We start from the raw sequence: 24473 nt of genomic DNA on the forward strand, positions 1-24473 counted from the left end.
AGTCTTTTTTTAGTATAAACAAACGCAAGGTTCAAACTGGCGCATTTTTCTCATATAAATAAACATGTCTAAAATCCAAGTGAGATTTGGAGATGGTGGGATGTTTATCACTAAAAAGATTTTTACGATAATTGTTGGCAGTATCTTATTAGCTATTGGTGTAAACTTTTTCTTAATTCCTTTTAAACTGTTGGATGGAGGAATGATAGGATTAGGTTTAATTATTAAATACATAGCTGGTTTAAAAGCTGGCTTAGTCATCATCTTCCTAAGTGTGCCAATTTTTATATTGGCTTGGGTTCATAAAAAAGAATACTTTTATAATAGTTTACATGGAATGTTAGTCTCTTCTTTTGCTATCGATTACCTTGCTCCATTCCATTATTCCTTCATAACTAGCTTTCAATTGCCCGCCGTAATTAGTTCTATTTTTGGAGGGACATTAATTGGAGTAGGAACGGGGATTATGCTTCGATATAGGACAAGTACTGGTGGAACTGATCTATTGGCGCAGCTCCTTTCTAGAATAACTAGAATGAATGTTGGCGTTATTATTTTTATAATTGATGCATTAATTATAATGGTTGGTGGTATTATTATTTCAACAGAAACATTGATATTATCGACTATAACAATTATTTGCGTCGGTATTGTTACAAGCTTATGTACTTGGAATTTAAAAAGTAGCTAAAGTTATAGACTAGATCGCTGGATACAATACGGAATAAAAGGAGTTTTTACTTTTATTGCATGAGATTTAAACGGAGGTTAGAGAGGACCAAGATACAGTCCGAATAAAAAATTGTAATATCGCGCGGGGATGAATATGAACAATTGAGACAATTCGTAGACTATAAATATGGTTTAATCAATGAAGACAACAAAAAATCTCTAATTTCGATAAGTAAAACAAAGAAAGAAATACAACTATCATATCTTTAAAGGTGGAACATTAGGTATTTGCAACAAACTTATTATGATTAGATTATTTAGGAAAGGCGGATTGAAATGCTCACTTCAACAACTACACTAACCATGACACGTCGTTTAGATTTCTCTGTGGAAAGAGTGTTTGATGCGTGGGTAAACCCAGAAATGATGAGGAAATGGTTATTTAATCCCGAAGGGAAAGCTAATATTGTAGAGAATGACTTTCGTGTCGGAGGATCCTATAGGGTGAGAGATCCCATTGGTATTTACTTTTCAAATCCCAAAATATAGCGAAACGAAAGATCGAATAACCGTATTATTTGAACCCGTCGATGATGGATGCGATATGACTTTCACACAAGAAATAGTGGTTCCTCATGAAGAAGGTTGGACTACAGAAGAAATTGAAAGGGCGCAACGTGAATTTAGAGATGGTTCTGAACAGGGATGGAATATCATGTTTGATGTGTTAGATAAAAATTCATCAAACAGAAATCACCCCTAAAACTAACTAATGAATAGGGATATCCCGATGGAAACAACAAAACCAACATATTCTCAATGTTCCGGTTTAAAAAAGATAAATTTCAAAGATATTATGAAACCTACAATAATAATTGAAAGGACGACGATAAATTATGGATACTCAAGTAACTACGGAATTTAATATACTCAGTCCAGCTACTGAGGTGTTTGAAGCCTTCGTAGACCCAGGGAAAATAGGAAGTTTTTGGTTTTCCTCAAGTTCTGAAAGATGGGAACAAGGCAAAACGGTCCTATTGAAATATGATGAATTCGGAGCAGAAGGTGCAATCAATGTTTTAGAAGTCGAGAAAAATAGAAAAATCGTGTTTTCTTGGGGGGTTGAAGAGGATGATGTAAGGGACGTTACGATTTTACTGAAAGAGTCGGATAATACGAGTACAATAATTGAAGTAATCGAGTCTGGGTTCAAAAAAGATGATCCCCAAATTGTAAACAAAATGCTTGGGCAAAAAGGGGGATGGGTCTATACACTAACTTGCTTAAAGGGTTATTTAGAAAACGGCGTTACTAATTTAAGAGCATCAATACTTAAATAATCTTATAATTCCTTGATTTCCTGACGTTATCATTTTTACATAAGCTAATCAAACGGGCGCTATTCTTGAATAGAATAGTGTCTAAAATGCAATTAAGTTAATCTGAAAAGAAAGGACTTGAAATTAGTTGTACAGGAATGTTAGGGAAAAACTCTAGTTTTGGTTTAAATCAATACTAGTTAACATAATATATATTATAGGAAGTAAGTTGAAGAGAGGATCTCAATATCTCAAATACAAAGTATACTTAAGATATTGAGACAGAATTTAATTTTCAAGATCTATTTTCTTTAAATGTTTCGTTGCTGGACCTTCAATGATTGTACCGTCGTATGAAAATCTTGATCCATGACAGGGACAATCCCAGCTTTTTTCAGCTTGATTCCAGTTACATTCACATCCTAAATGTGTGCATGTTGTATCGACGGAATGAACTTGATTGTGTTCGTCTTTATAAATCCCAATGATTTGTCCATTATGTTTCTTTTTTATTGCCGTTTCTGGATCTAACTGATCAGGTTCATTATTCAATCCTAGTTTTCCTGTTACAAATTCTTTTGTTACATTTGAGTTAAAGCTAATAAATTTCTTCACATCTGGATCAGCATGAAAACGCTGAGGTTGATAAAGGTCTTTGTAAGGATTATCCCGATTCATGATGAGATCTGTTAGCAAATGTGCTGCTACAACACTATTGGTCATTCCCCATTTACGGAAACCTGTTGCTACATATACATTTGGATGTCGTTTGTTTAACGATCCGATATATGGAATTTTATCTAACGTAATATAGTCTTGTGTCGACCATTGATAGTACCAATCTTTTACGTCCAAGTATTGTGACCCAAAACTCTGTAAATCACGATACGGATTGGTATTCTCTTTTTGATACTGACCTGTTTTATGTGATTCTCCACCTAATAACCAAACTGTCTCATTTTTATGCTTCACATAGCGAATTGAGCGTTTTGGTTGATCAACATCCAAATACATTCCACCTGGATATTCTTGGTTGGAAGTCAAGCTTAACACATATGATCTAGAAGGATACATTCTGGTGCTGTAGAAAGCTTGTCCTTCATAGAATGGAAACTGCGTTGCAACGATAATATTATCGGATAAAACATTATGATCACGAGCTGTTCTTAACGTAACTTTATTTTGATAATCAATATCCACTGCAGTTGTGTTTTCATATATCTTACCACCGTTTTCTACGATTTTATCGATGATAACTTTCAGAAATTCAGTGGGATGAAATTGAGCTTGTTGATACATGGATAGCGCTACCTTATGAGGTATTTCAAATGGTATTTCTTTTACTAAATCTGCAGAAATATTTAATTGTTGATAAGCTTTTGCTTCGTCTTCTAATTTTTTATAGTTTTGATCAGAATTTGTGTATAAAATTGCATCTTGTTGATCAAATTGACAAGCTATCTGATATTGTTCTGTTATCTCTTTAATGAATTGAATTGCTTCAACTTGACTCTTGTAATACTTTTGAGTATTTTCTAGACCAAAATGTTCCAATAATTCATTATATATTAAACCATGTTGTGCTGTTACTTTAGCGGTTGTGTGACCGGTTGTACCATGAAGTAATCTCCCTCTTTCTAATAATACAACACGAATACCATTTTTAGACAAAAGGTACGCAGATAGAATCCCGGTAATACCACCACCGACAATGGTAACATCTGTTTCAAGGCTTTCATTTAATGAATCAAAGGATTTTATATTAGTTGTTAACCAAATTGTTTGTGTCATGGCAAAAATCCCTTCTTTTTATAAACTATTTCTAGCTTTTCCAAAAAGCATGGGAATATCACATCTTTATCGACTTCTTGGATGTCAAATTAATATAAATTTCTTTTCATCTATTTCCCTTTCGTTTATCTTCCATATACACCCATCCATAATAAATAATCCAGAAAATAAGAGCTGTTATAATTGCATTATGATTTTGACTTCGAGGTAGAAAATAGATAAGTGCTAAGCCCAACACGACAAAGGGTATCAATAACATAAAATATTGTTTCCAATGCATACGCAACACTCCAGTTGGTTTTTTACGATAAATCATAGAAACAGGAATATTTGCAACAGACTTTGCCATTTTTACTTTATTAGAAGCCATTACGGATAACATGTCCCCATCCATCAATGTATGGGAGGTTCTATCGTTTTTGCAATTCCATCTTGAACAATAGACGTAATTTTACTCGCTTGAGCTTTGGTTAATTTTGTATTCGTCATGAGAGTTCCTATCGTTGTATTTCCATAGTCATTATTTTGACTATATGATCATCCTACTTGTGATAATGATATGTCTGAGGTCGATAATAATTGATACTTTTTTCTGTCGAAAATTCCCGCTATTTGTTTACCTGTAAATGGATCGATAATATTACCTACTGCATTTACTGCAACTGCCCCGACATTTCCAAACATCCCCCATCGACACAAGCTTGTTCACAAGCTTTATATCCCATTACCTAATCTGACGTATTTTGCCAACATCTAACCCATAAGCACTTTTCGGCTAAAATGTAGCATGTGCTCTATCGTGTTCTCTGATGCTAATAAATCTGTTTCCCTAGTTCAGGGGCTCTACCTCTGACATCAACTCCAGTTATTGCTCTTCACAAACTATAACAGTACAACCAGTTAAGGCCTCCTGATCTTGACAGTGACCTATTTTAAAATCAACTTATCGTTATGTATTAAGCGCTTTCATTTATGTCTCCTTTCTCTAACTTTTGAATTATGAAATATTCAATGATACTATCATATGAAAGAGGTGATGATAATGAGACAAGTTCACGTGATAGTTTCAGGTCGTGTACAAGGTGTAGGTTTTCGTGCCTTTGCGCAACAAGTTGCTTTAGAGAATGATATTGCTGGATGGGTTAAGAATCTTGGTGATGGGTCCGTTGAAATCGAAGCACAAGGTGAAGATCATAAGGTTGAAAGATTTTTAAAACAAGTTAAAAAAGGTCCTTCCTTCTTTGCTAAAGTGAAAAATATCGAAATTACAGAAAAAGATATAGAAAATGTATTAAAAAAGTTTGAAATTCATTATTAAAAAACCGCTATTAGTAATAGCGGTTTTACATTTGTATGTCTTAACTTTCTTCAAAGAACTTGCGGTTTAATGAGATGTATTCATGTTCATCATCTGGTACTTCATCTTCCATATAAATTGCCTCTACAGGGCATACAGCTTCACAAGCACCACAATCAATACAAATATCAGGATCGATATAGAACATATCTTTTCCTTCTTCTATACAATCTACAGGGCAAACTTCTACGCATTCGCCTGCTTTTTCTTCTTTACAAGGTGAAGTAATTACAAATGCCAAGACGGTCCCCTCCTTTAACGATTAATCGTTATGTATCTCTATACATACACATTCTATCATATTTTTAAAAGCCCGAATACCATTATAGCTTATTTCATAGAGTTTTCAAATCATATTAATAAAAATGAGACTGATTTTCTTCCCAAATTCGCTCTGTAATATATTCGCCACCTATACGTTGAATTAAAAAGACATCAGGATTAGTAAGTGTTTTCCATTCATGGAAGCCAAAATCAACTTGAAATTTCTGTAACATAAGAGCAAGTAAGTTTCCGTGTGTTACAATAATAATGTTCTCCTTTAACTCCTCTTTCATACACTCATCTAAAACTTCTTCTGCACGTTTATAAGCGTCGTTCGAAGATTCCCCACCAGGTAGCTTAAAATGGAAATTTTGAAAAGATTCTTCTAAAATATCGATCCAATCATCTACAGGCTGTTCGCTTAGTAACCGCTCCTTCAATCTCTTATCTGTTTCGACTTTAATACCTTGACGAGATGCAAACGGTTTGATACTTTCTTGCGCACGCATATAAGGGCTTGTAATGATACGATCTATTTTAAATGTTAGACTCTCTAGTTGTCTAGCTAATTCATACGCTTTTTGTATGCCTTTCTTAGATAATGGAGAATCACTGTGTTGTCCTAAAGCCTGGCAATGACGGATTAAAAGAATTCTTTTCATTTTATCAGCTCCTATGGAGAATCTTTGAAAAGTCTAGTATTATACATAAAAATCCCTATTATATAAATTTTCCCATTATATACAACAATTAAACATTATTGGACAATTTCGAAGTAATCTTTCTTAAAACCAGCAATACGACTGGTATTATCGATAACAAAATAAAATTCATCTGTTTCGTTCTTCACTTCGTATATTTTCCCTTCTGTCAAAACAGAATTCACTTTATATTTCTTAGCATTCGTGTGGACACACTTAATTTTTTTAATTGTATGGTTATTTTCCCAATTTTGATGAATCATTTATGTCCCTCCTTCCTTTCTATCATAAACATTTATTGCCTTTTACACAAGGTATTTTCTGTAGTTAACATAATATTATTATGGTTTATTAAGGGATGGAGACATCTTTTTAAAAATAAAAGGTAATACTAATATAATAAATAACATTCTTATCAATTGTAGTGATCCTACGATTGATGGATCTGCATCTACTTCACCAGCGGTAATTGCCATTTCCACCAATCCCCCTGGTGCCAGGCTGAGCATTGCTGTCGAGAAACTGAGATCGGATAGTTTTGCAAATATGTATCCTAATACAGTCGATATCATAATAATAAAGCAAGTAAACATAAAGAAGATCCATGAAAAGTTTCCTGCTTTCTTTAAATCTGACATCGTTATAGATAATCCTAAGTGAATACCGATGGACAGTTGGGCTACATGATACAAACTTACTGGCACATCACTAACAGGGATTGACATCAGTTTTAGACTTGCGATAACAATCATTGGAATTAGTACATATGGTGCTGGAATTTTATAGCGTAATAAATAAGCAATGCCGAAAAGAAGTAAATACAACAATAATGTCCAACCGTTCAATTCGATTGAGGTATTAGTGAGCACTTGCTGGTTATCCGTCTGAATAAATAAAAACGATGCCAATAACGGGACAAGGAATAACACCGCCATCAATCTAATCGTGTGAAAAATAGCCACTAATCCTGTGTTAGCATTCATCGATTCACTCATTGCTACCATCACCGACAGACCACCAGGTATGCTTCCTAACATACCAGTCGATTGATCTATTTTTGCATATTTAGCAAGTAGTTCCCCGCTTTTCATACAAACATAAATCAGTAAAATAGTAATAACTAAAAAAGGAATGAAATAAGGAATTACTTTATTTAATGTGTTCGATGTAAAAGTGGAGCCTATTTGCGCTCCGGTAAGTAAAAAGCTGATATGCAAAATAGTTTTATTTTGTTCCAGTGGTTCGTTTATTAACCAATTTAAGATAAAAACGGTTACCAATGGTCCTAATATCCATGGTAGAGGAATATGTAAAATTAGGAAAAATCCTGTTATTAGTAGTGAAGCGGTATACATTAACAAAAGATAACCTATATTTCTGACCATAAAACACGCCCTCTTTTATGCAAAAACTTCCCGATTTAACAACGGGAAGTTATTCGAATAGTGCTAAATACTCTTCAAGTCCTTCATCTTTCAATTTGTGTTTTGGAATGAATCTTAGAGCAGCAGAATTAATACAATATCTCATTCCACCTTCGTCAATTGGGCCATCATCAAATACATGGCCGAGATGGGAATCTGCCTCATCACTTCTTACTTCAATTCTTCGCATCCCATGCGAGGTATCTAGATTTTCTGCAATCGAGTTGCGGTTTAAAGGTTTAGTGAAGCTTGGCCATCCACACCCTGCATCATATTGATCTTTACTGGAAAACAAAGGTTCACCACTAACAATGTCTACATATATACCTTCTTCAAAGTTATTCCAATATTGATTATCAAATGGTCTTTCTGTTCCGTTTTCTTGTGTTACATGATACTGAATAGGTGTTAAGCGTTCTTTTAAATCATCTTTTGAAATATTTTTTCCCCAATTTCTTTTGATAAAATCTGCTCTGCCTGACCCTTTTTTATACAACTTGTAATGAAAGTTTTGTTTTTTGTAGTAATCTTGATGTTGTTCTTCTGCTCGATAAAAAGTTTTTGCCGGTAATATGTCTGTTACAATAGGCTTATCAAACTTGCCACTTTCCTGCAATTTCTGTTTAGATTGTTCCGCTAAACTTTTTTGTTGATCATTGGTGTAAAAAATAGCTGTTTTATAGGATTCACCACGATCATGGAATTGGCCACCGGGATCTGTAGGATCGATTTGCTGCCAAAATATCTCTAATAATTTTTGATATGGAAATATATCCGGATTGTACGTTATTTCAACCGCTTCTCGATGCCCTGTTGTATTGGTGCACACTTCTTCATATGTGGGATTAGCTTTATCTCCACCTGTGTATCCTGATACAACCTGTTCAATACCTGGTTGTTCATCAAAAGGTTCGACCATACACCAAAAACAGCCACCTGCAAAAATTGCTTTCTCGAGAGATTGCTTTGTCATGAAAAAGCCTCCTAGTAAAATTGATTACTTTTATTGTGCTCTTAGAGTTAAAAAAATGCAAGTGGTCTGTTTTTACATAATCCTAGATAAACAATTTTGGCTGAGATTCACTTGTGCTAATTTGAGTAGATCTTTTATTTACCTGTTTTTTGGTGGTCGGTGAACTTTCAGTTATAGTCATTTCTTCTGCTTCTTCTATTTCATCATCAACTTCAACTTCATCATTTATCTCGTTTAATGCCTTCATCATATTGATTAATTTCGGAGCGTTCTTTATCATTGGCCCGTATTCTTTAATTAATGGTGTTGCCTGTTGAGCTACTTTTAAAACTTGTTGCACATTATTTAACGTTCCCATTAGATTTGACCCGCTACCTGTTGCCACATTTGTTGCCTGGGTCATATTTGAAGCCTGTGATGGTAAAAAACGTTGCAATAATCCTTGCAGTCCTGTTGGATTTGTCATTTGATTTGGGACGGGACCGCGGGGAAAGAATCCCTGTGTCGGTATGTTATTCGGTATGTTATGTTGTGAGAACATTGGTGGTTGGTTTGGTGGACGAAACATATACATTCTCCTTCCGTTTAGCATGTTGATATAGTATATGTTCGTTTGTCTATAATGGTATAGGCATAAAAAAGAACTAGACAATTTAGCGTTGTATTAAGTATTAATAATACTGTGAAAGAAATTTGTTGTGCAACGATTCGATACTAGATAGTCCCATAGGTTTTGCTATAAAAAAGAATACACACGTTTCCTTATTGGTAGAAACATGTGTATTCTTATAGTCAACGTGAAGTATTTGGTCAATGAAGCACCTTAATAGGAAATGAATATTTGATGACAAATAATATTTCCTGGGTAAGCGCATGTTTTGACAGTAATTATTTGGTTGTTGTTGAATTTTGTATCATTTTGCTTGTTTTTAGCCAATTCTGAACTTCGCTGTAGAACCGTTTGGAGATGATTCCACAACTAATTTGGCTTTAATTTCGTCTTTTAATTGTGCTACGTGGGAAATAACACCGATCACACGATGGTCTTGTTGTAAATCTTTTAAACATTTAATAGCTTGCTCTAGAGATATTTCATCAAGTGTACCAAATCCTTCATCAATAAATAGTGTGTCTAATTGTACACCACCTGCATGAGCTTGGACAATATCGGCCATCCCTAATGCAAGACTAAGAGCTGCTTTGAAGCCTTCCCCACCAGAAAGGGTATTTACTGATCTTTTCTTACCTGTATAATGATCTAGTACTTCAAGGTCAAGACCACTCTGAGCTCCACGCTTTGCTAATTCTTCGCTTCGAATTAATTGATAACGATGATCTGTCATTTGATCAAGACGTATGTTGGCTTGCAACAATATTTCATCTAAAAAGGTCGATAATACAAACCGTTCAAATGAAAGTCTTGCAGAATTATCACCTCTGGCTAAATCAGCCAATTCTCCAATATGGAAATAATCATCATTTCTTTCTTTCATTCTTTCTTCTAAATCATTTGTTTTCCGAATCGTCTCAACTAACTGATCGATTTGAAGAACAATAGCTTGGATATGTTTATATTTGTCATTTTTATCTTTTTCTACTTCTGCCATCTTTTCTTCCATTTTTGTTAAATCTGGTTTTTCAATATCATTTATCCATTCTTTTAGATTGTCTAATCTGTTTTTCACTACATTTTTTTGCTCGTCATGCTGTGATATTTTACTTTCCATTTCCAGTTGCTTTTCAGATGGTAGAAGGGCTTGTTTATAATCTGTAATCGCCGCAAATTGATAATTGGCAAGTGTCCGCTTAAATATCTCTTCTTGTTCTGTATATTTTTGTTGTAACTGATCAGTGAATTGTTTTGCTTCCTGATATTTTGTTTCTGCCTTGTTCTTTTCTTCAAGCACTTTTTCATAATGATCTTGTACATTTTTCCAATACTGCAATTTATGATTTAGTTCCTTTTCCAACATGCTCACTTGTTGTTTAAAGGCTGCAGGTGATTCTGTATCAGCAGGAAGTTGCGCTTTAAGTTGTGAATAGTTAGCATGGAGTTGATGATATTCTTTACTTAATTCCTGATATGTTTCTTGTGTTTGTACTAATTCTTGCTTTAATCGATCATAATCCTGTAATTCCTTTTGAATTTGCTTGAATTGATTATGGAATTCTTGAGCCTTATTGAGATGGTCTTGTGTTTCATTTTTATTATTTTGGATGCTTCCAAGTAAGGATTTATCTAATTGTTGTATTTCCTCTTTAGTGACTTTTTCTTTTTTTATTTCTAACGATTGAATCAATCGCGTAACAATTTGTTTTTTCCCTTCTCCTTGTTCTTTAATTTGTAGGAGTGTCATTTGCATATTTTTTGTTTCTTCATGTAGTGTAGTAAGGTATTGGTTTTCTTTTTCAATCCATTCATCTGAAATAGAAGAATCTTCTATCTTGGCCAGGTCTGGATGGTGGTTGGAGCCACATACAGGGCACGCATCTCCAGCTTCCAATGATGCTGCCAAATGACTTGCAAAATGTTTTTTTCTTTTCTGTTCTAACTGTTCACATCTCTTTGTCTGTGCATCAGCTTTTGCTTGCAGCTTATCGACTACATTTTTATATTGCTGATAGTCTTTCCTTAACACTAAAAGCTCTCGATATTCCTTCTTTAAATCTTGCATATCTGTTGCTTTACGTTGCAGTTGTTCTTTTTCATGCTTAAGTTGTTGCAAAATGCTGTTTGATTCATGGATCTTATCTCTTATCTCGTAACTCGTTTCTTTCATTTTTTCTAGTTCTTTGATTTTATTTTCCAGCTCAGTTTGTTTCTCTAAAGTTCTTTTTATTGTTTTATCTAGTTTAGTCAGTTTGTTACCAGAAGCTTCGAATTGATCCATCTTCTTTAGTAGTTGCTGCTGCTCTTTCAATTGAAATTGTAGTGATTCACGTTCTTTTTCTTTCTTTTGTTCTTCTTCATATTTAAGCTTAGATTGTTCATAAAGAATCTGGACATCTTTTTGTTGTTTAGTTATATCCTCAAATTTCTGTTGTTGCGATTGATATTCTTTTTTCCTAGTTTGCATTAATTCTTCTACCGGTTTTATTTTCTCCGCTATTTTTGCGAGTTCGAGTTTTTCATGTAAAATAACTATATCTTTTTGTTTTAGCTGCAATTGATTTTGTTTTTCTTGAAGTTGTTCATACTCTTGAAAATGATCTACTAATTTTTTTTGCTGGTAATATTGCTCTTGTAATAAAGTTAATTGATTGTTTACTTGCTCTAGTTCTTTATTTAATGATGCTTTTTGTTCTTCTAGTTTGTGGTAACGATTTTCTAGTTGTTCTTTCACCTTCACCTCTGAGTCAGGATCGATCGATTCATCTGGCAATTTTTCTAATTCATGTTGATATTGCCAATCTAGTCTTTCAAGTTGTTCTTTCAAAGATTTTGCTTCTTCTTTTAATCTATCAGTAATATTTTTATAAAAATAAGTCCGAAATATTTTTTGTAACACTTCTTCTCGTTCTTTACTATTTTCGGAGATTAGTTTTCGGAACTCACCTTGGGGAATCATAATCATCTTCCTAAATTGTTCATAATCAAGTCCGATCATTTCCTCAATTGTTTCATTGACGTCCTTTATTTTTGAAACAATTAATTCCCATTGTTGATCTTGATTATATACGTAAAGACTGGCACCTGCAGGTTCTTCTGTATATCCTTCTCCTCGTGCTTTAGGTTTTTGTTGTTTCGGGCTTCTCACTACACGATACGTTTTCTGATGCAATACAAAGGTAAAACAGACTGAAGTTAATTCAGTTACGTCAGCAAAATGACTACGAAATGCATCTTGATCACGGTCAGTACCACTGGCTTTTCCATATAAACTGTAACAAATTGCATCAAAAATGGTTGTCTTTCCAGCACCAGTTGGACCGGTAATCAAAAATATCGGTTCTTCTCCCAGATCAGTAAAAGTTATTTGTTGTTGCTCTCGGTAGGGTCCAAATGCGGTTAGCTCAAGGTTTAATGCGCGCATATTATTTTCCCCTTTCTTCTACCATTACTTTTTGTATGACATCTTCTACATATTTCGCCCGCTCTTCAGAAAGTTCTGTTCCTTTTATTTCTTTATAGAAAGAAGCAAATAGTTGTTCATGGGTCATTTTTTGTTTTTCTTTTATCGATTGGATCTCTTTAAGTGAATGATGTACTAAGTGATGTTTGCGTTCTAAACGTAAAATATTTGGAAACAGCTTACGAAGCTTTGTAACGGGATCAATTATTTGACCATCATCCAGTAATCGAATTTGCAGGTAATCAGTAGTCGCTTCCACCACTTTTCCCTCTAACAATTCTTCAAAATAACCCTCTGCAATTCGTAAATCCTTTGGTGCTTTTAAGGGAATAGTGTTTATTGTTTTTTTACGCTCATCTATTTCCAAGATGGTGACAGTTTTTTTATGGTTTGCTTCTGAAAAGGAATATTTCATGATGGAACCGCTGTAACGGATAAAGTCACTTTTTATTTTTTGAGGTTGATGAAGATGACCTAAGGCAATATAATCAAAGGATTTAAATATAGATGCATCAATGTAAGGAGTGCCTCCAATCATCGTAAGTCTTTCTTCTGACTCTGATTCCATTCCACCTGCAATAAAAGCATGTCCGACCAAAATGTGTCGAGCTTGCTCTGTCATTTCTTCTTCAATCTGTCTCACGATACGCTCCATAGCTTCTTGGTGTGTTTGAATGGATTCCTCTTGAAAATAGTGCCTCACTTGTTCTGGTTCTAAATAAGGTACTAAATGAAAATAGACATCGTTAGTTCCATCGCTGAAATGTATTGGTTTAAATATATCCTCAATAGTTGTAGCTAAATATAATTGTTTGGAACGAAATAAACTTGCCCCGAAGCCTAGTCGATCTGGGCTATCATGGTTACCAGAAATAGCAATAATTGGGATCTCCATGTCAACTGATACTGTAGTAAAGAATGAATTTAATAATTCAACTGCTTCTCTTGGTGGAACCGCTCGATCATAGAGGTCACCTGCAATGACGATAACATCTGGTTTTTCTGCCTGGATGATATCAATAAGCTGCTGTAGGACCTCACTTTGGTCTTCTGTCATATGTAATCCGTGAACAATTTTTCCTAAATGCCAATCAGCTGTATGTAAAATCTTCATATAATAGTCACCATTCCTTCCATATTTTACTACCAATTATACACGAACAAATGATCGAAGTCCATTGATTAAGAACCTACGTTCGTGTATGATGTTAGTGAGGTGGTTTGTTTGATACACGATAGAGGTAAAATAAAATGGGCTTCCTTAATGCTGCCTGAACATGTTGAGATGTTGCAAGAGTTCTTTTACGAAGAATCTTCTAAGGAAAAACCAGTTTTAAATGAAGATTGTGTTCATGAAATGGAACTAACGCTACAACAGGCGCTGCAATCTAATCACAAAGTAAAACTAAGCTATTATCAAAATGGTTCTTTTGAGTCTGTTTTTGGTCATATCGTTAAGTTGCAGTCAACAGAAAAAAAGATAACCATCCAAGAAGCATCTGTGAAAAAAAAGATTCCATTCGATAATATTGTAGCAATAGAGTTACTGTATGAGGAATAAAAGCCATGAGTAGTTTGGAACACTCATGGCTTAACTTCATCTATATACTCATCCCATAAACGATCAAATGTTGCAATTGCTTCTGGAAATGGAGTGTGCCACTCAAGATAACTACTAATCTCATAGTAATCGTGAGAATGCTTTGGGAAGTCGTGATCATAAAACATCCAGTCAGCTAATCTTCTGGAATCATCCAATTGTTTATTTCCACGATAACGCATCATAAAGTGATAAAAAGATTTCATATTCTTCGATCAATCCTTCGAGTTATTTTCCATAAATTCACGATGTTTCGCTTGTTTTTTACGATAAACAATTCGCGATAACATAATACTGATTTCATATAGTACGATTAATGGAATGGCAACCACAATTTGCAATATAAAATCTGGTGGTGAAATCATAGTTCCTATGATAACAAGGATGAAATAACCATACTTTCTCGTTTTACTTAAAAATTGTGGTGTAACAACACCTAAACTAGTTAAAAACATAGTAATAACCGGGACTTCAAAAAATACAGCAAACGGTAATGTCACTCTAAATATAAAGCGAAAATAGTTTTCAACTGTGAACATCGTATCAAACATTCCATCGTTCAATGATAATACAAATGGAAGAATGAGTTGTATGAAAATGAAATAACCAAAAGCGAGCCCGGATATAAACAATATAAAAATAACTGGAATATAAACCAATGAAATTCGTTGCTCTCTTTTCGTTAAACCTGGTTTAACAAATAACCATAATTGCATACATAGAAATGGTAATGTTGCAGCAAAAGCAACGATAAAAGCAATCATGAAGATGATCCAGATAATTTCCTCTGGAGAAATGAGATTTAGTGTGATATCAATATCATTTAAAAAGAAATCCCTAATATCTTCCACAAAATAAAGACCACCGATAAAAAATAATACAAATATTAGCGCGGTCCATAAAAAGCGATTACGTAATTCAGCGAAATGGTCTAAATACCCCATTTCCTTTTCATTTGGTAAGGATTTGTCTTGCTTCATTTTAAACGTCCCTTCATCAATAGCCAGTGTTATATGCAAGAAAAAGATGTAAAAGAATGTCTTTTACATCTTTTCTTTACTTATTTGCCTGATTTATCTTCATCATCATTCATAATATCATTGGTAGCTTTTTTAAACTCGCGTAAAGAATTGCCCACAGCTTTGCCGATCTCAGGTAATTTAGAAGGTCCAAAAATAACCAATGCAATAAGTAGTATTAAAATTAACCCTGGAAAGCCAATATTAGATAACATGACGTTCACCTCGTTTATTAATCAATAAAAATTACGATTTATTTTCCTTTTGTTCTTTTTCTTCATCTGTCAAATCACGTGCAGAATTTTTGAATTCACGTAACGTTTCCCCTGTTGCTTTACCAATTTCAGGCAATTTCTTCGGTCCAAAAACCACTAATGCAATCACTAATATTAAAATTAGCCCGGGAATGCCAATAGAAGATAACATATTTTATGCGCCCCTTTATGTATAATCAGATTACCATTACCTTTTATCTTACCATGATTTCAAGTACTTGTCTTTATTAACGATGAAAATATTATGACTTTTTCCGATCATATTGAATAAAGTAATAGTCATATGTATTTTTTTCGTCTTTTTTTCCTTTTTCTTTATTGGTGATATTCCACTTTGTTTCATCGAAATCCGGGAAAAAAGTATCGCCATCAAACATTTCATCAATATAGGTCATATAGATTCGATCCGCAAAATGAAGCACTTGCTTAAAAATTTCTTCACCACCGATTACAAACCATTCTTTCTCAGGATTAGACTGGTCCATTTCTTTAATCTCATCAATTGAATGAATCACTTTACAATTATCATGAGCAAACTCTTGATTGGTGGTTAGCACAATATTTTCACGTTTCGGCAAAGGGCCATTCATCGACTCAAATGTTTTTCGCCCCATTATAATGGAATGAGATGTCGTTAATTCTTTGAAAAATTTTAGATCTTTTGGTAAATGCCAAGGTAATGTATTGTCTTTTCCAATCACCCGGTTTTTTCCCATTGCAAATAATAATGAAATCATTTTACTCCTCCTATACGGCTACTGGTGCTTTAATAGCGGGATGTGGTTGATAATTTTCCAACTTAATATCTTCTAATTCTACATCAAAAATAGATACTCCTTCTTTAATAGAAATAGTTGGTAATGCTCTAGGTTTGCGTTCTAATTGCGTTTCCACCTGTTCGAGATGGTTTGCATAAATATGGGCATCACCAAAAGTATGGATAAATTCACCTGGTTCTAATCCACATTCATTGGCAATAAGCAGTGTTAGTAAGGCATAGCTAGCAATATTAAAAGGTACCCCAAGAAAGATATCACCGCTTCGCTGATATAACTGACAGCTTAATTTTCCATCCGCAACATAAAATTGAAACATCGTATGACAAGGCGGTAGCGCCATGCTAGGAATATCTTCAGGATTCCATGCAGAAACAATATGTCTTCTTGAGTAAGGATTATTTTTAATTGCTTCGATAACATCTTTTAATTGATCAATCGTTTCCCCTTGAGCCGTTTTCCAAGCGCGCCATTGTTTACCATACACAGAACCTAAATCTCCGAACTTGGCTGCAAAACCGTCATCTTCTATAATGTTAGTTTTGAAAATATTCATTTGCTGATCATATACTTTCTTAAAATCAGGATCCTGTAACGAACGATGACCGAAATCTGTCATATCCGGTCCTTCGTACTCATCGCTCTCCACCCAATTTTTGAACGCCCATTCGTTCCAAATATTGTTATTATGCTTTAAAAGGTAACGAATATTCGTATCCCCTTTAATAAACCATAATAATTCACTAACAATTAAACGGAAGGGTACTTTTTTAGTTGTTAGTAACGGGAATCCTTCCTGTAGATCAAAGCGCATTTGATGGCCAAATATAGATAAAGTACCTGTATTTGTGCGATCATCTTTCTTTGTACCTTCTGCAAGTACTTTTTTACATAAATCTAAATAGTTTTGTTCACTCATTGACATCTTTTATCTTCCTTCCTGACCAGCGTTTATTACAAATACGTAACAAAGTTAACTATAAATCATATTTCCCCCATTTTAACATAAATTTTTCTGTAAGTAATTATTTCGCAAGGGGTGGTTTTATGATGTTACAAGATCAAATATCACGAGTAGTAAAACACTCCGTCGCTTACAGCTTTGCATTTAGCCAACCATTTTCTTTCTACGTCGATGCCTATCCAATGATGCAAAACGAAATACTTGAGCAATCGAACATGCTGAAATACGGTATGCAGCATGAATCAGTCCGGATGCTACAGCATAAATTACAAAGATTATCGTACTATGATTCATCCATTGATGGAGAGTTTGGTGTTTTAACAGAATATGCATTAAAGAAATTCCAAGAAGATCATTTATTAAAAGAAAGTGGAAAAGCAGATGAAAAAACAGTAAAAGCTATTATAAATAAAGAAGAAGAATATTATGAAAACATATTACAACAACATGAACTAGAATTTTCAATGGGTGACCGTGGTGAAGAAGTCAAAAAGGTACAGGAAGCTTTATTTTACTTTGGATACTACCGTGCGAATATCGATGGTATCTATGGTGAGAAATCAAATGAAGCGGTAAAAGCTTACAAACAGGATACAGGGATGGAAATTCATCATATTGAAGCAGAAGTGCAAGAAAAAACAGTTGAAACTCCACAAGTTGCGTCTGTGGAAGTAATAAGTCGAACAGATCAGGAAGCCGACAACGTCCAATCAGATAGTACAAAAAAAGAATCATCTTCAGAGCCAAAGCAAGTATCATCGTCTAAAACGTCGGTAAGTGTAGGTGCAATTATCTCTACGGCTAAAACTCATATTGGAACACCATACGTATGGGGTGGTACATCCACTGCCGGGTTTGATTGTAGTGGTTATTTACAGTATGTATTTAACCAACTAGGTATAAGTCTACCACGAACTGTAAGTGATATATGGAATGCAACCAAGCATGTTGATCAACCATCTGTAGGAGATTTAGTCTTTTTTGAAACATATAAACCTGGTCCATCTCATGCTGGTATTTACATTGGTAATGGTCAATTTATTCATGCTGGCGAGTCCAATGGTGTAGGAATTAGTAAATTAAGCAATAGTTATTGGTCTGAAAGATACTTAGGTGCCAAACGAGTTACTCTACATTAAGTCAAAAAAATCGATTTGCTTAGGGTGTAATCCCTGATATGTGATATCCAGTAATTCTAATAATTGTTTAGCATTATCAGCTGCATCCCCACCAGAGTTATTATTAAATAATATCGTTATTTCTTTTGCTTGTTTTTTTAGCCAGTTTATATGGTTCACCCATTCCTCTAACTCTGTTTGGTTATAACGGTATAAAAAACGAACCTCCCTCCAATTATCTTGACCGTGGTTATTCCATCCATGAACATTTCTTCCATGGAAGCGGATTAATACACGGTCATTTGTTGCTTCTAAAACAGTAGGAACAGAACCTTCCCCTGCTTGTGGTTCATCACAAATGACGTGTGTTATCCCTAGGTCTTTTAGAAACGCCAACGTTTCCTTTTGATGTCCTTCAAACCAAGTTCTATTCCTAAATTCAATTGCTATTGGTATATCACCCATCCATTGTTTAATTTTTTTGATTTTCTGTATGTTACGTTGTTTTACATCAAACCATGGCGGAAATTGAAATAGTACTGTATTTAATTTGCCGGCATTAATCACTGGTTGAATCGAACTGATAAAAGTTTCGACCAATTGCTTTGCCTCACGATTGGTTAATGCCTTCCGGTCATGTCCTGTTATGGTCTGATGCGCTTTAATAACAAAAGAGAACGTATCAGGAGTTTCACTCACCCATTTTTGATAATTTTCTGTAGATTGGATAGCATAATAAGAGCTGTCTATTTCAACTACAGGAAAATGTGAACTGTAGGCAGTTAATTTGTATTGTCTATCCTTTGCATTATCATACAGTGCGGGATGATCTCCCCAACCTGTTAAGCCGATTAGTATTGTCAATCGTAACACCTCAAAATAAAAATTCTGTTATTACGATATCATGTTCAATGGATATTGAAAAGGTTTTATTCCTTGAAAACAAAGGATTTGTACCACATGAATATCTTGACGTATTTGGTAAATTAAGCTATAGTAGAAACAAGCAAAGAAGATGTTTTGGGTTCATTATTATCAGGTAGCTTCTATAGAAGTAAATGGAATGGTGATCCTATACTTCTGTGGTTGCTACCTTTTTCATTATCCGTCATCTTGTTTGTATTAACACGTTTTTGCGTGAAAGGTTTTAGGAGGAAAGATAACATGGAAAACGGTGTAGTAAAATGGTTTAACGCAGAGAAAGGCTATGGATTTATTCAGTTGGAAGAAGGAAATGATGTATTTGTACATTACTCCGCTATCCAACAAGAAGGTTTCAAAACACTCGAAGAAGGACAAGAAGTAACATTTGAAATCGTTGAAGGTGAAAGAGGCCCACAAGCTGCTAATGTTGAAAAAAAATAAATGATAATTTACAAGGCGATGATTCAAATCATCGCCTTTTATATATATCATTTGTATACAGGTTTGCTGAAAATCCTAAGCCTTCTGTTAAGCTGTCATATTCTCTAACGCCAACGTAATGCAATAGATAATCGACAGCAATCCAAATTGACTACTTTTGATGAAAATTCCAGCCTTAAGCCGTCGAGATTGAAATTAATAGCTACATCTGATGTTACTCCTATAGAATGAATTAATCGCTTAACTTCCTCGAAATCTGAGGCTTGTGCAGCATACATTATTTCAGCATCAAATTCTTTTGACTCAGATAATTTATCAAGAACCATGCTTGCTTCTTTCATGAGTTTTTTAGATTCATTGGCTGATTGATCCAAAAGATTAGGATCAACTGATTGATATTGACGCATAGGCCAATAAGCGTAAGAATAGTTTGGAGCGTAGTACCCTTGATGATTTAAATAATAATCCATAAACAGGCCTTCCCCTCGAAAAAAACTATTTAATAAACTATATGCACAAATACTTCTTTTGCCATTCACCGAGTTAAGTATGCCTTCAGATAGTTTAAAAACATTTGGATGGTAACAACCTGACATTCCTTTCAGTATCAAAACCATTGTGAGAATACTTCTCTAACAAACTTTTATGTTTACATAATTCTTTAAATTATGGTAATTTTATTTATTGACTGTGAAATATATCTCGAAGAAAGGTAGGAATAAATATTGTCAAACGAGCTATTATGGATTATTTTTGCTATTATTAATTTTGCGTTATTGTTAGTTATGTATCGTGTATTTGGAAAAGCCGGCCTATTTGTATGGATAGGTATGTCTACCGTTATCGCAAATATCCAGGTCTTAAAAACAGTTGAAATGCTCGGTTTAGTAGCTACACTTGGAAATATTACCTATGGAACAATATTTTTAGCTACGGATATATTAAACGAAAATCATGGAAAAAATGAAGCGAAAAAAGCGGTGTGGATGGGGTTCTCTTCCCTTCTTATTATGACAATTGTTATGCAATTTGTGTTACGGTTCACACCTCATGCAGACGATTTTGCACAAGGAGCATTGGAAACCATATTTGCATTGATTCCGAACATTGCGATCGGTAGTATGTTAGCATATGTAGTGAGCCAGTATATCGATGTGTGGATTTACGGTAACATAAAAAAGATACTACCTTCCAATAAATATTTATGGATCCGTAACAATGGTAGCACAATGATAAGTCAGTTTATCGATACACTTATCTTTTGTTCAATTGCTTTTTATAATGTTCATGAATTTGACGATTGGCTCAGTATTTTATTTACAACATATATTATTAAATTTGTTGTATCTGCATTAGACACTCCATTCTTATATATCGCAAAGAAAATAAGTCCTAAGATTGAACATTAAGAAAAATTCGGATTCTCGCATAGTTTTATAATTTTTCTTTTAACATTCAATAAATTAATACACCTATAAAAATTATAGTGATATGTTAGGGGCAATGTAATGATTGAAGTCTATACAGATGCTGCCAGTCAAGGAAATCCAGGTCCGAGTGGCATAGGCATATATATAAAAGATGGACAACAACAAATAAAAGAGAAACAATTTATTGGAGTATATTCCAACCATGAAGCGGAGTTTATAGCAGTTGTTAAAGCGTTGGAATTATGCAAAGAGCGTTTTCCAGAAGAGATTATTTCGTGTAGATCAGATGCAAAAGTTGTTGTGGATACAATTGAAAAAAATCATGTAAAAAATGATATATTTCAGTCATACTTAAATCAAATTAACCAATTATCAAGTTCTTTTCCTTATTTTTTTATTAAATGGATCCCGGAGAAACAGAATAAACATGCGGATGATTTAGCACGAAAAGCTCTAAAATTGAATAACTAACTATTTCATTAAGCCATTTTGTTTTAAAAGCAAAACGGCTTCTTTTTTATTTTGGATGTTATGACGGCTAAATAACTCCAGTAAACTGATATAAAAACTGCGGTCAAAGGACATTTGAAGCTGCAATGTAAATGATAATGCTAACTGAACATGTTCTACGGAAGTATTTGTATATTTTTTCCCAAAATATATAAAGTTAACTTCCTCATCTGTTAACTTAAACCCCTTCGACCACAAATTTTCTAAGAAATAAGCCAATATTTCACTGTCTTTCATTAGAAATCCCTCACTCATGTACAAACTTTTATCTTGAATACGAAATTGTTGCTACCGCTAGTATAGATTTTTTTAGAATAGAAGTCTAGTGTTCTTTTAGCTAGATTAATAAGGAAAATAAGCAACGTTCTTATAATTACCAAATTTAATAGTAAATCACCAATTATAAGACCTATATTTTTCCATATAATCACACAATGTTCACATACTTTTTTATCAGAAATGTTCAAAGTTTTACTGTGGAAAGATGTAAGATTTTTTGCTCCTTTGGTAGGATGTTGGCTTTTATCCCAGCAGGTACCGGTGGCATTATCAATGCATCTCATCAGAGGAATCAGGTGATTCATAATACGATTTGGGTTTGATCATGTCCGGGTCTATCACATTGCTGGTTTATTGGGTGTACCTAGAAGGACTACCTACTCTAACTATACAAGGGCAGAACAAGTGCCAAGTGGATACTTCGATTGGATATCAATTAGCTCAGGCTAGGGGAAACATGCTTGCCTATCGCGGGGTTCTGATAAAGCTGAGCGTACACCTCTATATTTAGAAAAATGGAAATTGTGGATCGGCATAACAATTACATTAATCCTATTCGCGTATACCATACCATTTATCGATATCATCCAGCATTCCCCACCAGGTTTTGATAATTTTAAATAAGATAAACAGACCCATAACGAACATTAAACCCGTTTCATCCAAGAAACGAGTTTAACGTTCGTTATGTGAAATATCTGTAATTGAAATATGCGATAGACGCTTGATAATGCGAATGATTCTGGATGTCACAATAGTTTAGATTTCAATGGATATAATGTTCTACTTCTTTTTTTTCTTTCCGAAATACTGATAATAATCCGTTTTTATAAACGCATTAAACAGTTTTCGTTTCTTCGAAGCTTTCTGACCAAATAATGCTTCGAAGTTTTCGTTAGCAGTCAGAATGTAAATACTCCATGTCGGATATTCTTTTAATACTTCTCCAAGCTTTTGATACGTAGCTTCTACTTCTTTTTTATCGCCTATCCTCTCACCATATGGTGGGTTACTGACGATATATCCCCCATCAGCATTTGAGTGAAAGTCCGTAGCTTGCATTTGCTTCCATTGCACTAAATCAGCTAGACCTGCTTCCATCGCATTATCTCGAGCAATCTCGATCATTTTAGGATTAAGATCAGATCCATATATCGCAAGCGGCTGATCATAATTGGCTAAATCTTCTGCTTCCTCTAGTGCTCGATCCCAAATAGAAGAGTTAATAAATCCCCACTCTTCTGCCGAAAAAGATCTATTAAAACCAGGTGCAATATTTTGCCCAATTAATGCCGCTTCAATTGGAATCGTTCCAGAGCCGCAAAACAAATCGTAAAATGGATCATCTACACGCCAGTTAGTTAATTGAACCAATGCTGCTGCAAGTGTTTCTTTTATCGGTGCATCACCCTGCCCCACACGATATCCTCTTTTATGTAACCCGGCTCCAGAGGTATCTAATGTCATCGTTACTTTATCTTTTAACAAAGCAACTTCTATTTTGTGTTCTGCACCGGATTCTTCTAACCAGCTAGCGATTCCGTGTTTCTGTTTTAATTTTTCAACGATGGCTTTTTTGACGATCGATTGGCAATCAGGCACACTATATAATGTCGATTTATGTGATTTTCCGATAACTGGGAATTTCCCATCTTCGGGAATATATTCTTCCCATGGTAAAGCTTTCGTTCCTTCGAACAATTCGTCATAAGATCTTGCTTCGAATTCCCCTATCAATAATTTCACGCGATCTGCTGTTCGTAACCAAAGATTACAACGAGCAATTGCTTGATGATCTGCTTGAAAGGTAACTTTTCCATTTTCAACCGAAACGTCCTCATACCCTAATTGACGTACTTCATTTGCCACAACCGCCTCTAAACCCATCGCTGCTGTCGCAATTAAGGTAACTGTATTTTTCATCTATAAAATCCTTTCTTGTGCTTCCTTACTTGAAACGTAAGAGTGATCAATGTTTCGCACACTACTCTTACATACAAGCATGGATCTCTGCTCCAATCACAGAATCCATTATGAATTATTTCGTGTGTTCTCTTATAATTATGTACAACAAAACCCCTTTTAATTAAGAAAGGGGTTAAAATTCCTGTTTACGACCAGAATGAATGTCCGTAAGCCATGTTCTGTCCTTGTCGTACTACAAACGGTGGTCAGCCTCGTACCAAAGGAGTAATCATCTGTCTACAAGCCAATAGTAGCTTGTCCTTCGTTCGGTTGAATTCCCTAATAGAAGATGCCCCTACCAATATTTGGGTTGCTCACTCGAGGGGTTTACCGCGTTCCACCTAAATAGTTTCCTATTTAGCTACGTCACTGTGGCACTTTCAAGGTATTCACACCATATCAAAAGACGTAGGTGCTTTCCCTGCCGTTAACCTTAAAGGTTACCTTGACTTATGATTTCGTCAAGCACGAACACTACAAGCATCTCAGCTTGTGTGAGCATGGACTTTCCTCAACACATTTAGTATGTGCAGCGATTACTTCAACATTCATTCCACTATATTTAAGCCTTCATTATTGTAACATGAATGAAGGAATA

Annotated in this window: 31 protein-coding genes and 1 other RNA gene; 10 read left to right on the forward strand and 22 right to left on the reverse strand. The window is 34.5% G+C overall.

The features are described from left to right. The first annotated feature begins 100 nt into the window (after positions 1–100). From ACTWP4_RS15355 to ACTWP4_RS15370, 4 genes are all read left to right on the forward strand, one after another. Positions 101–691 (forward strand): YitT family protein, encoded by a 591-nt coding sequence (locus ACTWP4_RS15355; RefSeq protein ID WP_443129663.1) that lies wholly within the window; start codon positions 101–103, stop codon positions 689–691. A 317-nt stretch (positions 692–1008) separates the two neighbouring features. Continuing rightward, on the forward strand, positions 1009–1221 hold the full coding sequence (locus ACTWP4_RS15360; protein ID WP_443129664.1) for an SRPBCC family protein: 213 nt from the start codon (positions 1009–1011) through the stop codon (positions 1219–1221). After that, complete coding sequence (locus ACTWP4_RS15365) at positions 1190–1435, forward strand: SRPBCC family protein (RefSeq protein WP_443129665.1); 246 nt, start codon at positions 1190–1192, stop codon at positions 1433–1435. The genes ACTWP4_RS15360 and ACTWP4_RS15365 overlap by 32 nt, the downstream gene beginning before the upstream one ends. Before the next feature lie 133 nt (positions 1436–1568). Next, complete coding sequence (locus ACTWP4_RS15370; protein WP_443129666.1) at positions 1569–2012, forward strand: SRPBCC family protein; 444 nt, start codon at positions 1569–1571, stop codon at positions 2010–2012. Between the two features lie 267 nt (positions 2013–2279). Here the strand turns inward: ACTWP4_RS15370 and ACTWP4_RS15375 are convergent, their stop codons facing one another. The 3 genes from ACTWP4_RS15375 to ACTWP4_RS15385 form a co-directional block, all read right to left on the reverse strand. After that, entirely contained in the window at positions 2280–3782 is a 1503-nt protein-coding gene (locus ACTWP4_RS15375) for an FAD-dependent oxidoreductase (RefSeq protein WP_443129667.1), read from the reverse strand. Between the two features lie 106 nt (positions 3783–3888). Then, positions 3889–4164: a hypothetical protein gene (locus tag ACTWP4_RS15380; protein WP_443129668.1), complete on the reverse strand. Its 276-nt coding sequence runs from the start codon at positions 4162–4164 to the stop codon at positions 3889–3891. Positions 4165–4319: 155 nt separating this feature from the next. After that, the gene (locus ACTWP4_RS15385; protein ID WP_443129669.1) at positions 4320–4466 is read right to left on the reverse strand and encodes a hypothetical protein; all 147 of its coding nucleotides are present in this window, start codon (positions 4464–4466) and stop codon (positions 4320–4322) included. 358 nt (positions 4467–4824) lie between these two features. Here ACTWP4_RS15385 and ACTWP4_RS15390 point away from each other — a divergent pair, with 358 nt between their 5' ends. Continuing rightward, a complete protein-coding gene (locus ACTWP4_RS15390; RefSeq protein ID WP_443129670.1) occupies positions 4825–5100 on the forward strand; it encodes an acylphosphatase in 276 nt (91 codons plus the stop codon). 40 nt (positions 5101–5140) lie between these two features. On the opposite strand, the gene ACTWP4_RS15395 is transcribed toward ACTWP4_RS15390, so the two are convergent. The 8 genes from ACTWP4_RS15395 to ACTWP4_RS15430 all read right to left on the reverse strand — a co-directional run bounded on the left by ACTWP4_RS15395 (position 5141) and on the right by ACTWP4_RS15430 (position 13688). Further along, positions 5141–5380, reverse strand: a complete 240-nt coding sequence (locus tag ACTWP4_RS15395) for an indolepyruvate ferredoxin oxidoreductase subunit alpha (protein WP_208590982.1) — start codon at positions 5378–5380, stop codon at positions 5141–5143. Positions 5381–5495: 115 nt separating this feature from the next. Further along, a complete protein-coding gene (locus ACTWP4_RS15400; protein WP_443129671.1) occupies positions 5496–6065 on the reverse strand; it encodes a histidine phosphatase family protein in 570 nt (189 codons plus the stop codon). Between the two features lie 95 nt (positions 6066–6160). Continuing rightward, positions 6161–6367, reverse strand: a complete 207-nt coding sequence (locus tag ACTWP4_RS15405; protein ID WP_443129672.1) for a DUF6501 family protein — start codon at positions 6365–6367, stop codon at positions 6161–6163. Between the two features lie 78 nt (positions 6368–6445). After that, positions 6446–7489, reverse strand: coding sequence for an AbrB family transcriptional regulator (locus ACTWP4_RS15410; RefSeq protein ID WP_443129673.1), 1044 nt, complete (start codon positions 7487–7489; stop codon positions 6446–6448). 49 nt (positions 7490–7538) lie between these two features. Continuing rightward, a complete protein-coding gene (gene msrA / locus ACTWP4_RS15415; RefSeq protein ID WP_443129674.1) occupies positions 7539–8501 on the reverse strand; it encodes a peptide-methionine (S)-S-oxide reductase MsrA in 963 nt (320 codons plus the stop codon). Positions 8502–8583: 82 nt separating this feature from the next. Continuing rightward, entirely contained in the window at positions 8584–9069 is a 486-nt protein-coding gene (gene vrrA / locus ACTWP4_RS15420; RefSeq protein ID WP_443129675.1) for a VrrA/YqfQ family protein, read from the reverse strand. 361 nt (positions 9070–9430) lie between these two features. Next, positions 9431–12535 carry an SbcC/MukB-like Walker B domain-containing protein gene (locus tag ACTWP4_RS15425; RefSeq protein WP_443129676.1) on the reverse strand — a complete coding sequence of 1035 codons (3105 nt, stop codon included), beginning with the start codon at positions 12533–12535 and terminating at the stop codon, positions 9431–9433. Position 12536: 1 nt separating this feature from the next. After that, positions 12537–13688: an exonuclease SbcCD subunit D gene (locus ACTWP4_RS15430; protein WP_443129677.1), complete on the reverse strand. Its 1152-nt coding sequence runs from the start codon at positions 13686–13688 to the stop codon at positions 12537–12539. Positions 13689–13799: 111 nt separating this feature from the next. Here ACTWP4_RS15430 and ACTWP4_RS15435 point away from each other — a divergent pair, with 111 nt between their 5' ends. After that, a complete protein-coding gene (locus ACTWP4_RS15435) occupies positions 13800–14135 on the forward strand; it encodes a YolD-like family protein (protein ID WP_443129678.1) in 336 nt (111 codons plus the stop codon). Between the two features lie 23 nt (positions 14136–14158). Here the strand turns inward: ACTWP4_RS15435 and ACTWP4_RS15440 are convergent, their stop codons facing one another. The 6 genes from ACTWP4_RS15440 to ACTWP4_RS15465 all read right to left on the reverse strand — a co-directional run bounded on the left by ACTWP4_RS15440 (position 14159) and on the right by ACTWP4_RS15465 (position 17169). Next, complete coding sequence (locus tag ACTWP4_RS15440) at positions 14159–14380, reverse strand: YozE family protein (RefSeq protein WP_443129679.1); 222 nt, start codon at positions 14378–14380, stop codon at positions 14159–14161. Positions 14381–14389: 9 nt separating this feature from the next. After that, positions 14390–15154: a twin-arginine translocase subunit TatC gene (gene tatC, locus ACTWP4_RS15445; protein ID WP_443129680.1), complete on the reverse strand. Its 765-nt coding sequence runs from the start codon at positions 15152–15154 to the stop codon at positions 14390–14392. 80 nt (positions 15155–15234) lie between these two features. Further along, the gene (locus tag ACTWP4_RS15450) at positions 15235–15408 is read right to left on the reverse strand and encodes a twin-arginine translocase TatA/TatE family subunit (protein WP_443129681.1); all 174 of its coding nucleotides are present in this window, start codon (positions 15406–15408) and stop codon (positions 15235–15237) included. Between the two features lie 31 nt (positions 15409–15439). Further along, entirely contained in the window at positions 15440–15619 is a 180-nt protein-coding gene (locus ACTWP4_RS15455) for a twin-arginine translocase TatA/TatE family subunit (protein WP_443129682.1), read from the reverse strand. A gap of 91 nt (positions 15620–15710) precedes the next feature. Further along, a complete protein-coding gene (locus ACTWP4_RS15460) occupies positions 15711–16205 on the reverse strand; it encodes a dihydrofolate reductase (RefSeq protein WP_443129683.1) in 495 nt (164 codons plus the stop codon). Positions 16206–16215: 10 nt separating this feature from the next. Continuing rightward, on the reverse strand, positions 16216–17169 hold the full coding sequence (locus ACTWP4_RS15465) for a thymidylate synthase (protein WP_443129684.1): 954 nt from the start codon (positions 17167–17169) through the stop codon (positions 16216–16218). 122 nt (positions 17170–17291) lie between these two features. On the opposite strand from ACTWP4_RS15465, the gene ACTWP4_RS15470 reads away from it, so the two are divergent. Next, positions 17292–18347, forward strand: coding sequence for a C40 family peptidase (locus ACTWP4_RS15470; RefSeq protein ID WP_443129685.1), 1056 nt, complete (start codon positions 17292–17294; stop codon positions 18345–18347). Here ACTWP4_RS15470 and ACTWP4_RS15475 read toward each other — a convergent pair. Next, entirely contained in the window at positions 18339–19190 is an 852-nt protein-coding gene (locus ACTWP4_RS15475; RefSeq protein ID WP_443129686.1) for a DUF72 domain-containing protein, read from the reverse strand. The two genes, ACTWP4_RS15470 and ACTWP4_RS15475, sit on opposite strands and share 9 nt — an antisense overlap. A 300-nt stretch (positions 19191–19490) precedes the next feature. Between ACTWP4_RS15475 and ACTWP4_RS15480 the strand changes: the two genes are divergently transcribed. Next, on the forward strand, positions 19491–19691 hold the full coding sequence (locus ACTWP4_RS15480) for a cold-shock protein (protein ID WP_058307618.1): 201 nt from the start codon (positions 19491–19493) through the stop codon (positions 19689–19691). A 104-nt stretch (positions 19692–19795) separates the two neighbouring features. Here the strand turns inward: ACTWP4_RS15480 and ACTWP4_RS15485 are convergent, their stop codons facing one another. Beyond that, positions 19796–20161, reverse strand: a complete 366-nt coding sequence (locus tag ACTWP4_RS15485) for a hypothetical protein (protein ID WP_443129687.1) — start codon at positions 20159–20161, stop codon at positions 19796–19798. A 255-nt stretch (positions 20162–20416) separates the two neighbouring features. Here ACTWP4_RS15485 and ACTWP4_RS15490 point away from each other — a divergent pair, with 255 nt between their 5' ends. Both ACTWP4_RS15490 and ACTWP4_RS15495 read left to right on the forward strand, forming a co-directional pair. Beyond that, the gene (locus ACTWP4_RS15490; RefSeq protein ID WP_443129688.1) at positions 20417–21100 is read left to right on the forward strand and encodes a queuosine precursor transporter; all 684 of its coding nucleotides are present in this window, start codon (positions 20417–20419) and stop codon (positions 21098–21100) included. 99 nt (positions 21101–21199) lie between these two features. Then, a complete protein-coding gene (locus tag ACTWP4_RS15495) occupies positions 21200–21592 on the forward strand; it encodes a ribonuclease HI family protein (RefSeq protein ID WP_443129689.1) in 393 nt (130 codons plus the stop codon). Here the strand turns inward: ACTWP4_RS15495 and ACTWP4_RS15500 are convergent, their stop codons facing one another. From ACTWP4_RS15500 to rnpB, 3 genes are all read right to left on the reverse strand, one after another. Further along, positions 21593–21868: a DUF6123 family protein gene (locus ACTWP4_RS15500; RefSeq protein WP_443129690.1), complete on the reverse strand. Its 276-nt coding sequence runs from the start codon at positions 21866–21868 to the stop codon at positions 21593–21595. Positions 21869–22693: 825 nt separating this feature from the next. Then, complete coding sequence (locus tag ACTWP4_RS15505; protein ID WP_443129691.1) at positions 22694–23833, reverse strand: THUMP domain-containing class I SAM-dependent RNA methyltransferase; 1140 nt, start codon at positions 23831–23833, stop codon at positions 22694–22696. Between the two features lie 205 nt (positions 23834–24038). Then, positions 24039–24424, reverse strand: an RNA gene (rnpB, locus tag ACTWP4_RS15510) — RNase P RNA component class B. Positions 24425–24473 lie beyond the last annotated feature (49 nt).

The sequence above is a fragment of the Gracilibacillus sp. D59 genome, assembly GCF_052246695.1.
Taxonomy (GTDB): Bacteria; Bacillota; Bacilli; order Bacillales; family Amphibacillaceae; genus Gracilibacillus.

Coding starts and splice junctions, on each gene's coding strand:
- ACTWP4_RS15355 (WP_443129663.1), top strand. CDS start 101: ATGTTTATCACTAAAAAGATTTTTACGATAATTGTTGGCAGTATCTTA.
- ACTWP4_RS15360 (WP_443129664.1), top strand. CDS start 1,009: ATGCTCACTTCAACAACTACACTAACCATGACACGTCGTTTAGATTTC.
- ACTWP4_RS15370 (WP_443129666.1), top strand. CDS start 1,569: ATGGATACTCAAGTAACTACGGAATTTAATATACTCAGTCCAGCTACT.
- ACTWP4_RS15375 (WP_443129667.1), bottom strand. CDS start 3,782: ATGACACAAACAATTTGGTTAACAACTAATATAAAATCCTTTGATTCA.
- ACTWP4_RS15380 (WP_443129668.1), bottom strand. CDS start 4,164: ATGTTATCCGTAATGGCTTCTAATAAAGTAAAAATGGCAAAGTCTGTT.
- ACTWP4_RS15385 (WP_443129669.1), bottom strand. CDS start 4,466: ATGTTTGGAAATGTCGGGGCAGTTGCAGTAAATGCAGTAGGTAATATT.
- ACTWP4_RS15390 (WP_443129670.1), top strand. CDS start 4,825: ATGAGACAAGTTCACGTGATAGTTTCAGGTCGTGTACAAGGTGTAGGT.
- ACTWP4_RS15400 (WP_443129671.1), bottom strand. CDS start 6,065: ATGAAAAGAATTCTTTTAATCCGTCATTGCCAGGCTTTAGGACAACAC.
- ACTWP4_RS15405 (WP_443129672.1), bottom strand. CDS start 6,367: ATGATTCATCAAAATTGGGAAAATAACCATACAATTAAAAAAATTAAG.
- ACTWP4_RS15410 (WP_443129673.1), bottom strand. CDS start 7,489: ATGGTCAGAAATATAGGTTATCTTTTGTTAATGTATACCGCTTCACTA.
- msrA (WP_443129674.1), bottom strand. CDS start 8,501: ATGACAAAGCAATCTCTCGAGAAAGCAATTTTTGCAGGTGGCTGTTTT.
- vrrA (WP_443129675.1), bottom strand. CDS start 9,069: ATGTTTCGTCCACCAAACCAACCACCAATGTTCTCACAACATAACATA.
- ACTWP4_RS15425 (WP_443129676.1), bottom strand. CDS start 12,535: ATGCGCGCATTAAACCTTGAGCTAACCGCATTTGGACCCTACCGAGAG.
- ACTWP4_RS15430 (WP_443129677.1), bottom strand. CDS start 13,688: ATGAAGATTTTACATACAGCTGATTGGCATTTAGGAAAAATTGTTCAC.
- ACTWP4_RS15440 (WP_443129679.1), bottom strand. CDS start 14,380: ATGAAATCTTTTTATCACTTTATGATGCGTTATCGTGGAAATAAACAA.
- tatC (WP_443129680.1), bottom strand. CDS start 15,154: ATGAAGCAAGACAAATCCTTACCAAATGAAAAGGAAATGGGGTATTTA.
- ACTWP4_RS15450 (WP_443129681.1), bottom strand. CDS start 15,408: ATGTTATCTAATATTGGCTTTCCAGGGTTAATTTTAATACTACTTATT.
- ACTWP4_RS15455 (WP_443129682.1), bottom strand. CDS start 15,619: ATGTTATCTTCTATTGGCATTCCCGGGCTAATTTTAATATTAGTGATT.
- ACTWP4_RS15460 (WP_443129683.1), bottom strand. CDS start 16,205: ATGATTTCATTATTATTTGCAATGGGAAAAAACCGGGTGATTGGAAAA.
- ACTWP4_RS15465 (WP_443129684.1), bottom strand. CDS start 17,169: ATGTCAATGAGTGAACAAAACTATTTAGATTTATGTAAAAAAGTACTT.
- ACTWP4_RS15470 (WP_443129685.1), top strand. CDS start 17,292: ATGATGTTACAAGATCAAATATCACGAGTAGTAAAACACTCCGTCGCT.
- ACTWP4_RS15480 (WP_058307618.1), top strand. CDS start 19,491: ATGGAAAACGGTGTAGTAAAATGGTTTAACGCAGAGAAAGGCTATGGA.
- ACTWP4_RS15485 (WP_443129687.1), bottom strand. CDS start 20,161: ATGGATTATTATTTAAATCATCAAGGGTACTACGCTCCAAACTATTCT.
- ACTWP4_RS15495 (WP_443129689.1), top strand. CDS start 21,200: ATGATTGAAGTCTATACAGATGCTGCCAGTCAAGGAAATCCAGGTCCG.
- ACTWP4_RS15500 (WP_443129690.1), bottom strand. CDS start 21,868: ATGAAAGACAGTGAAATATTGGCTTATTTCTTAGAAAATTTGTGGTCG.
- ACTWP4_RS15505 (WP_443129691.1), bottom strand. CDS start 23,833: ATGAAAAATACAGTTACCTTAATTGCGACAGCAGCGATGGGTTTAGAG.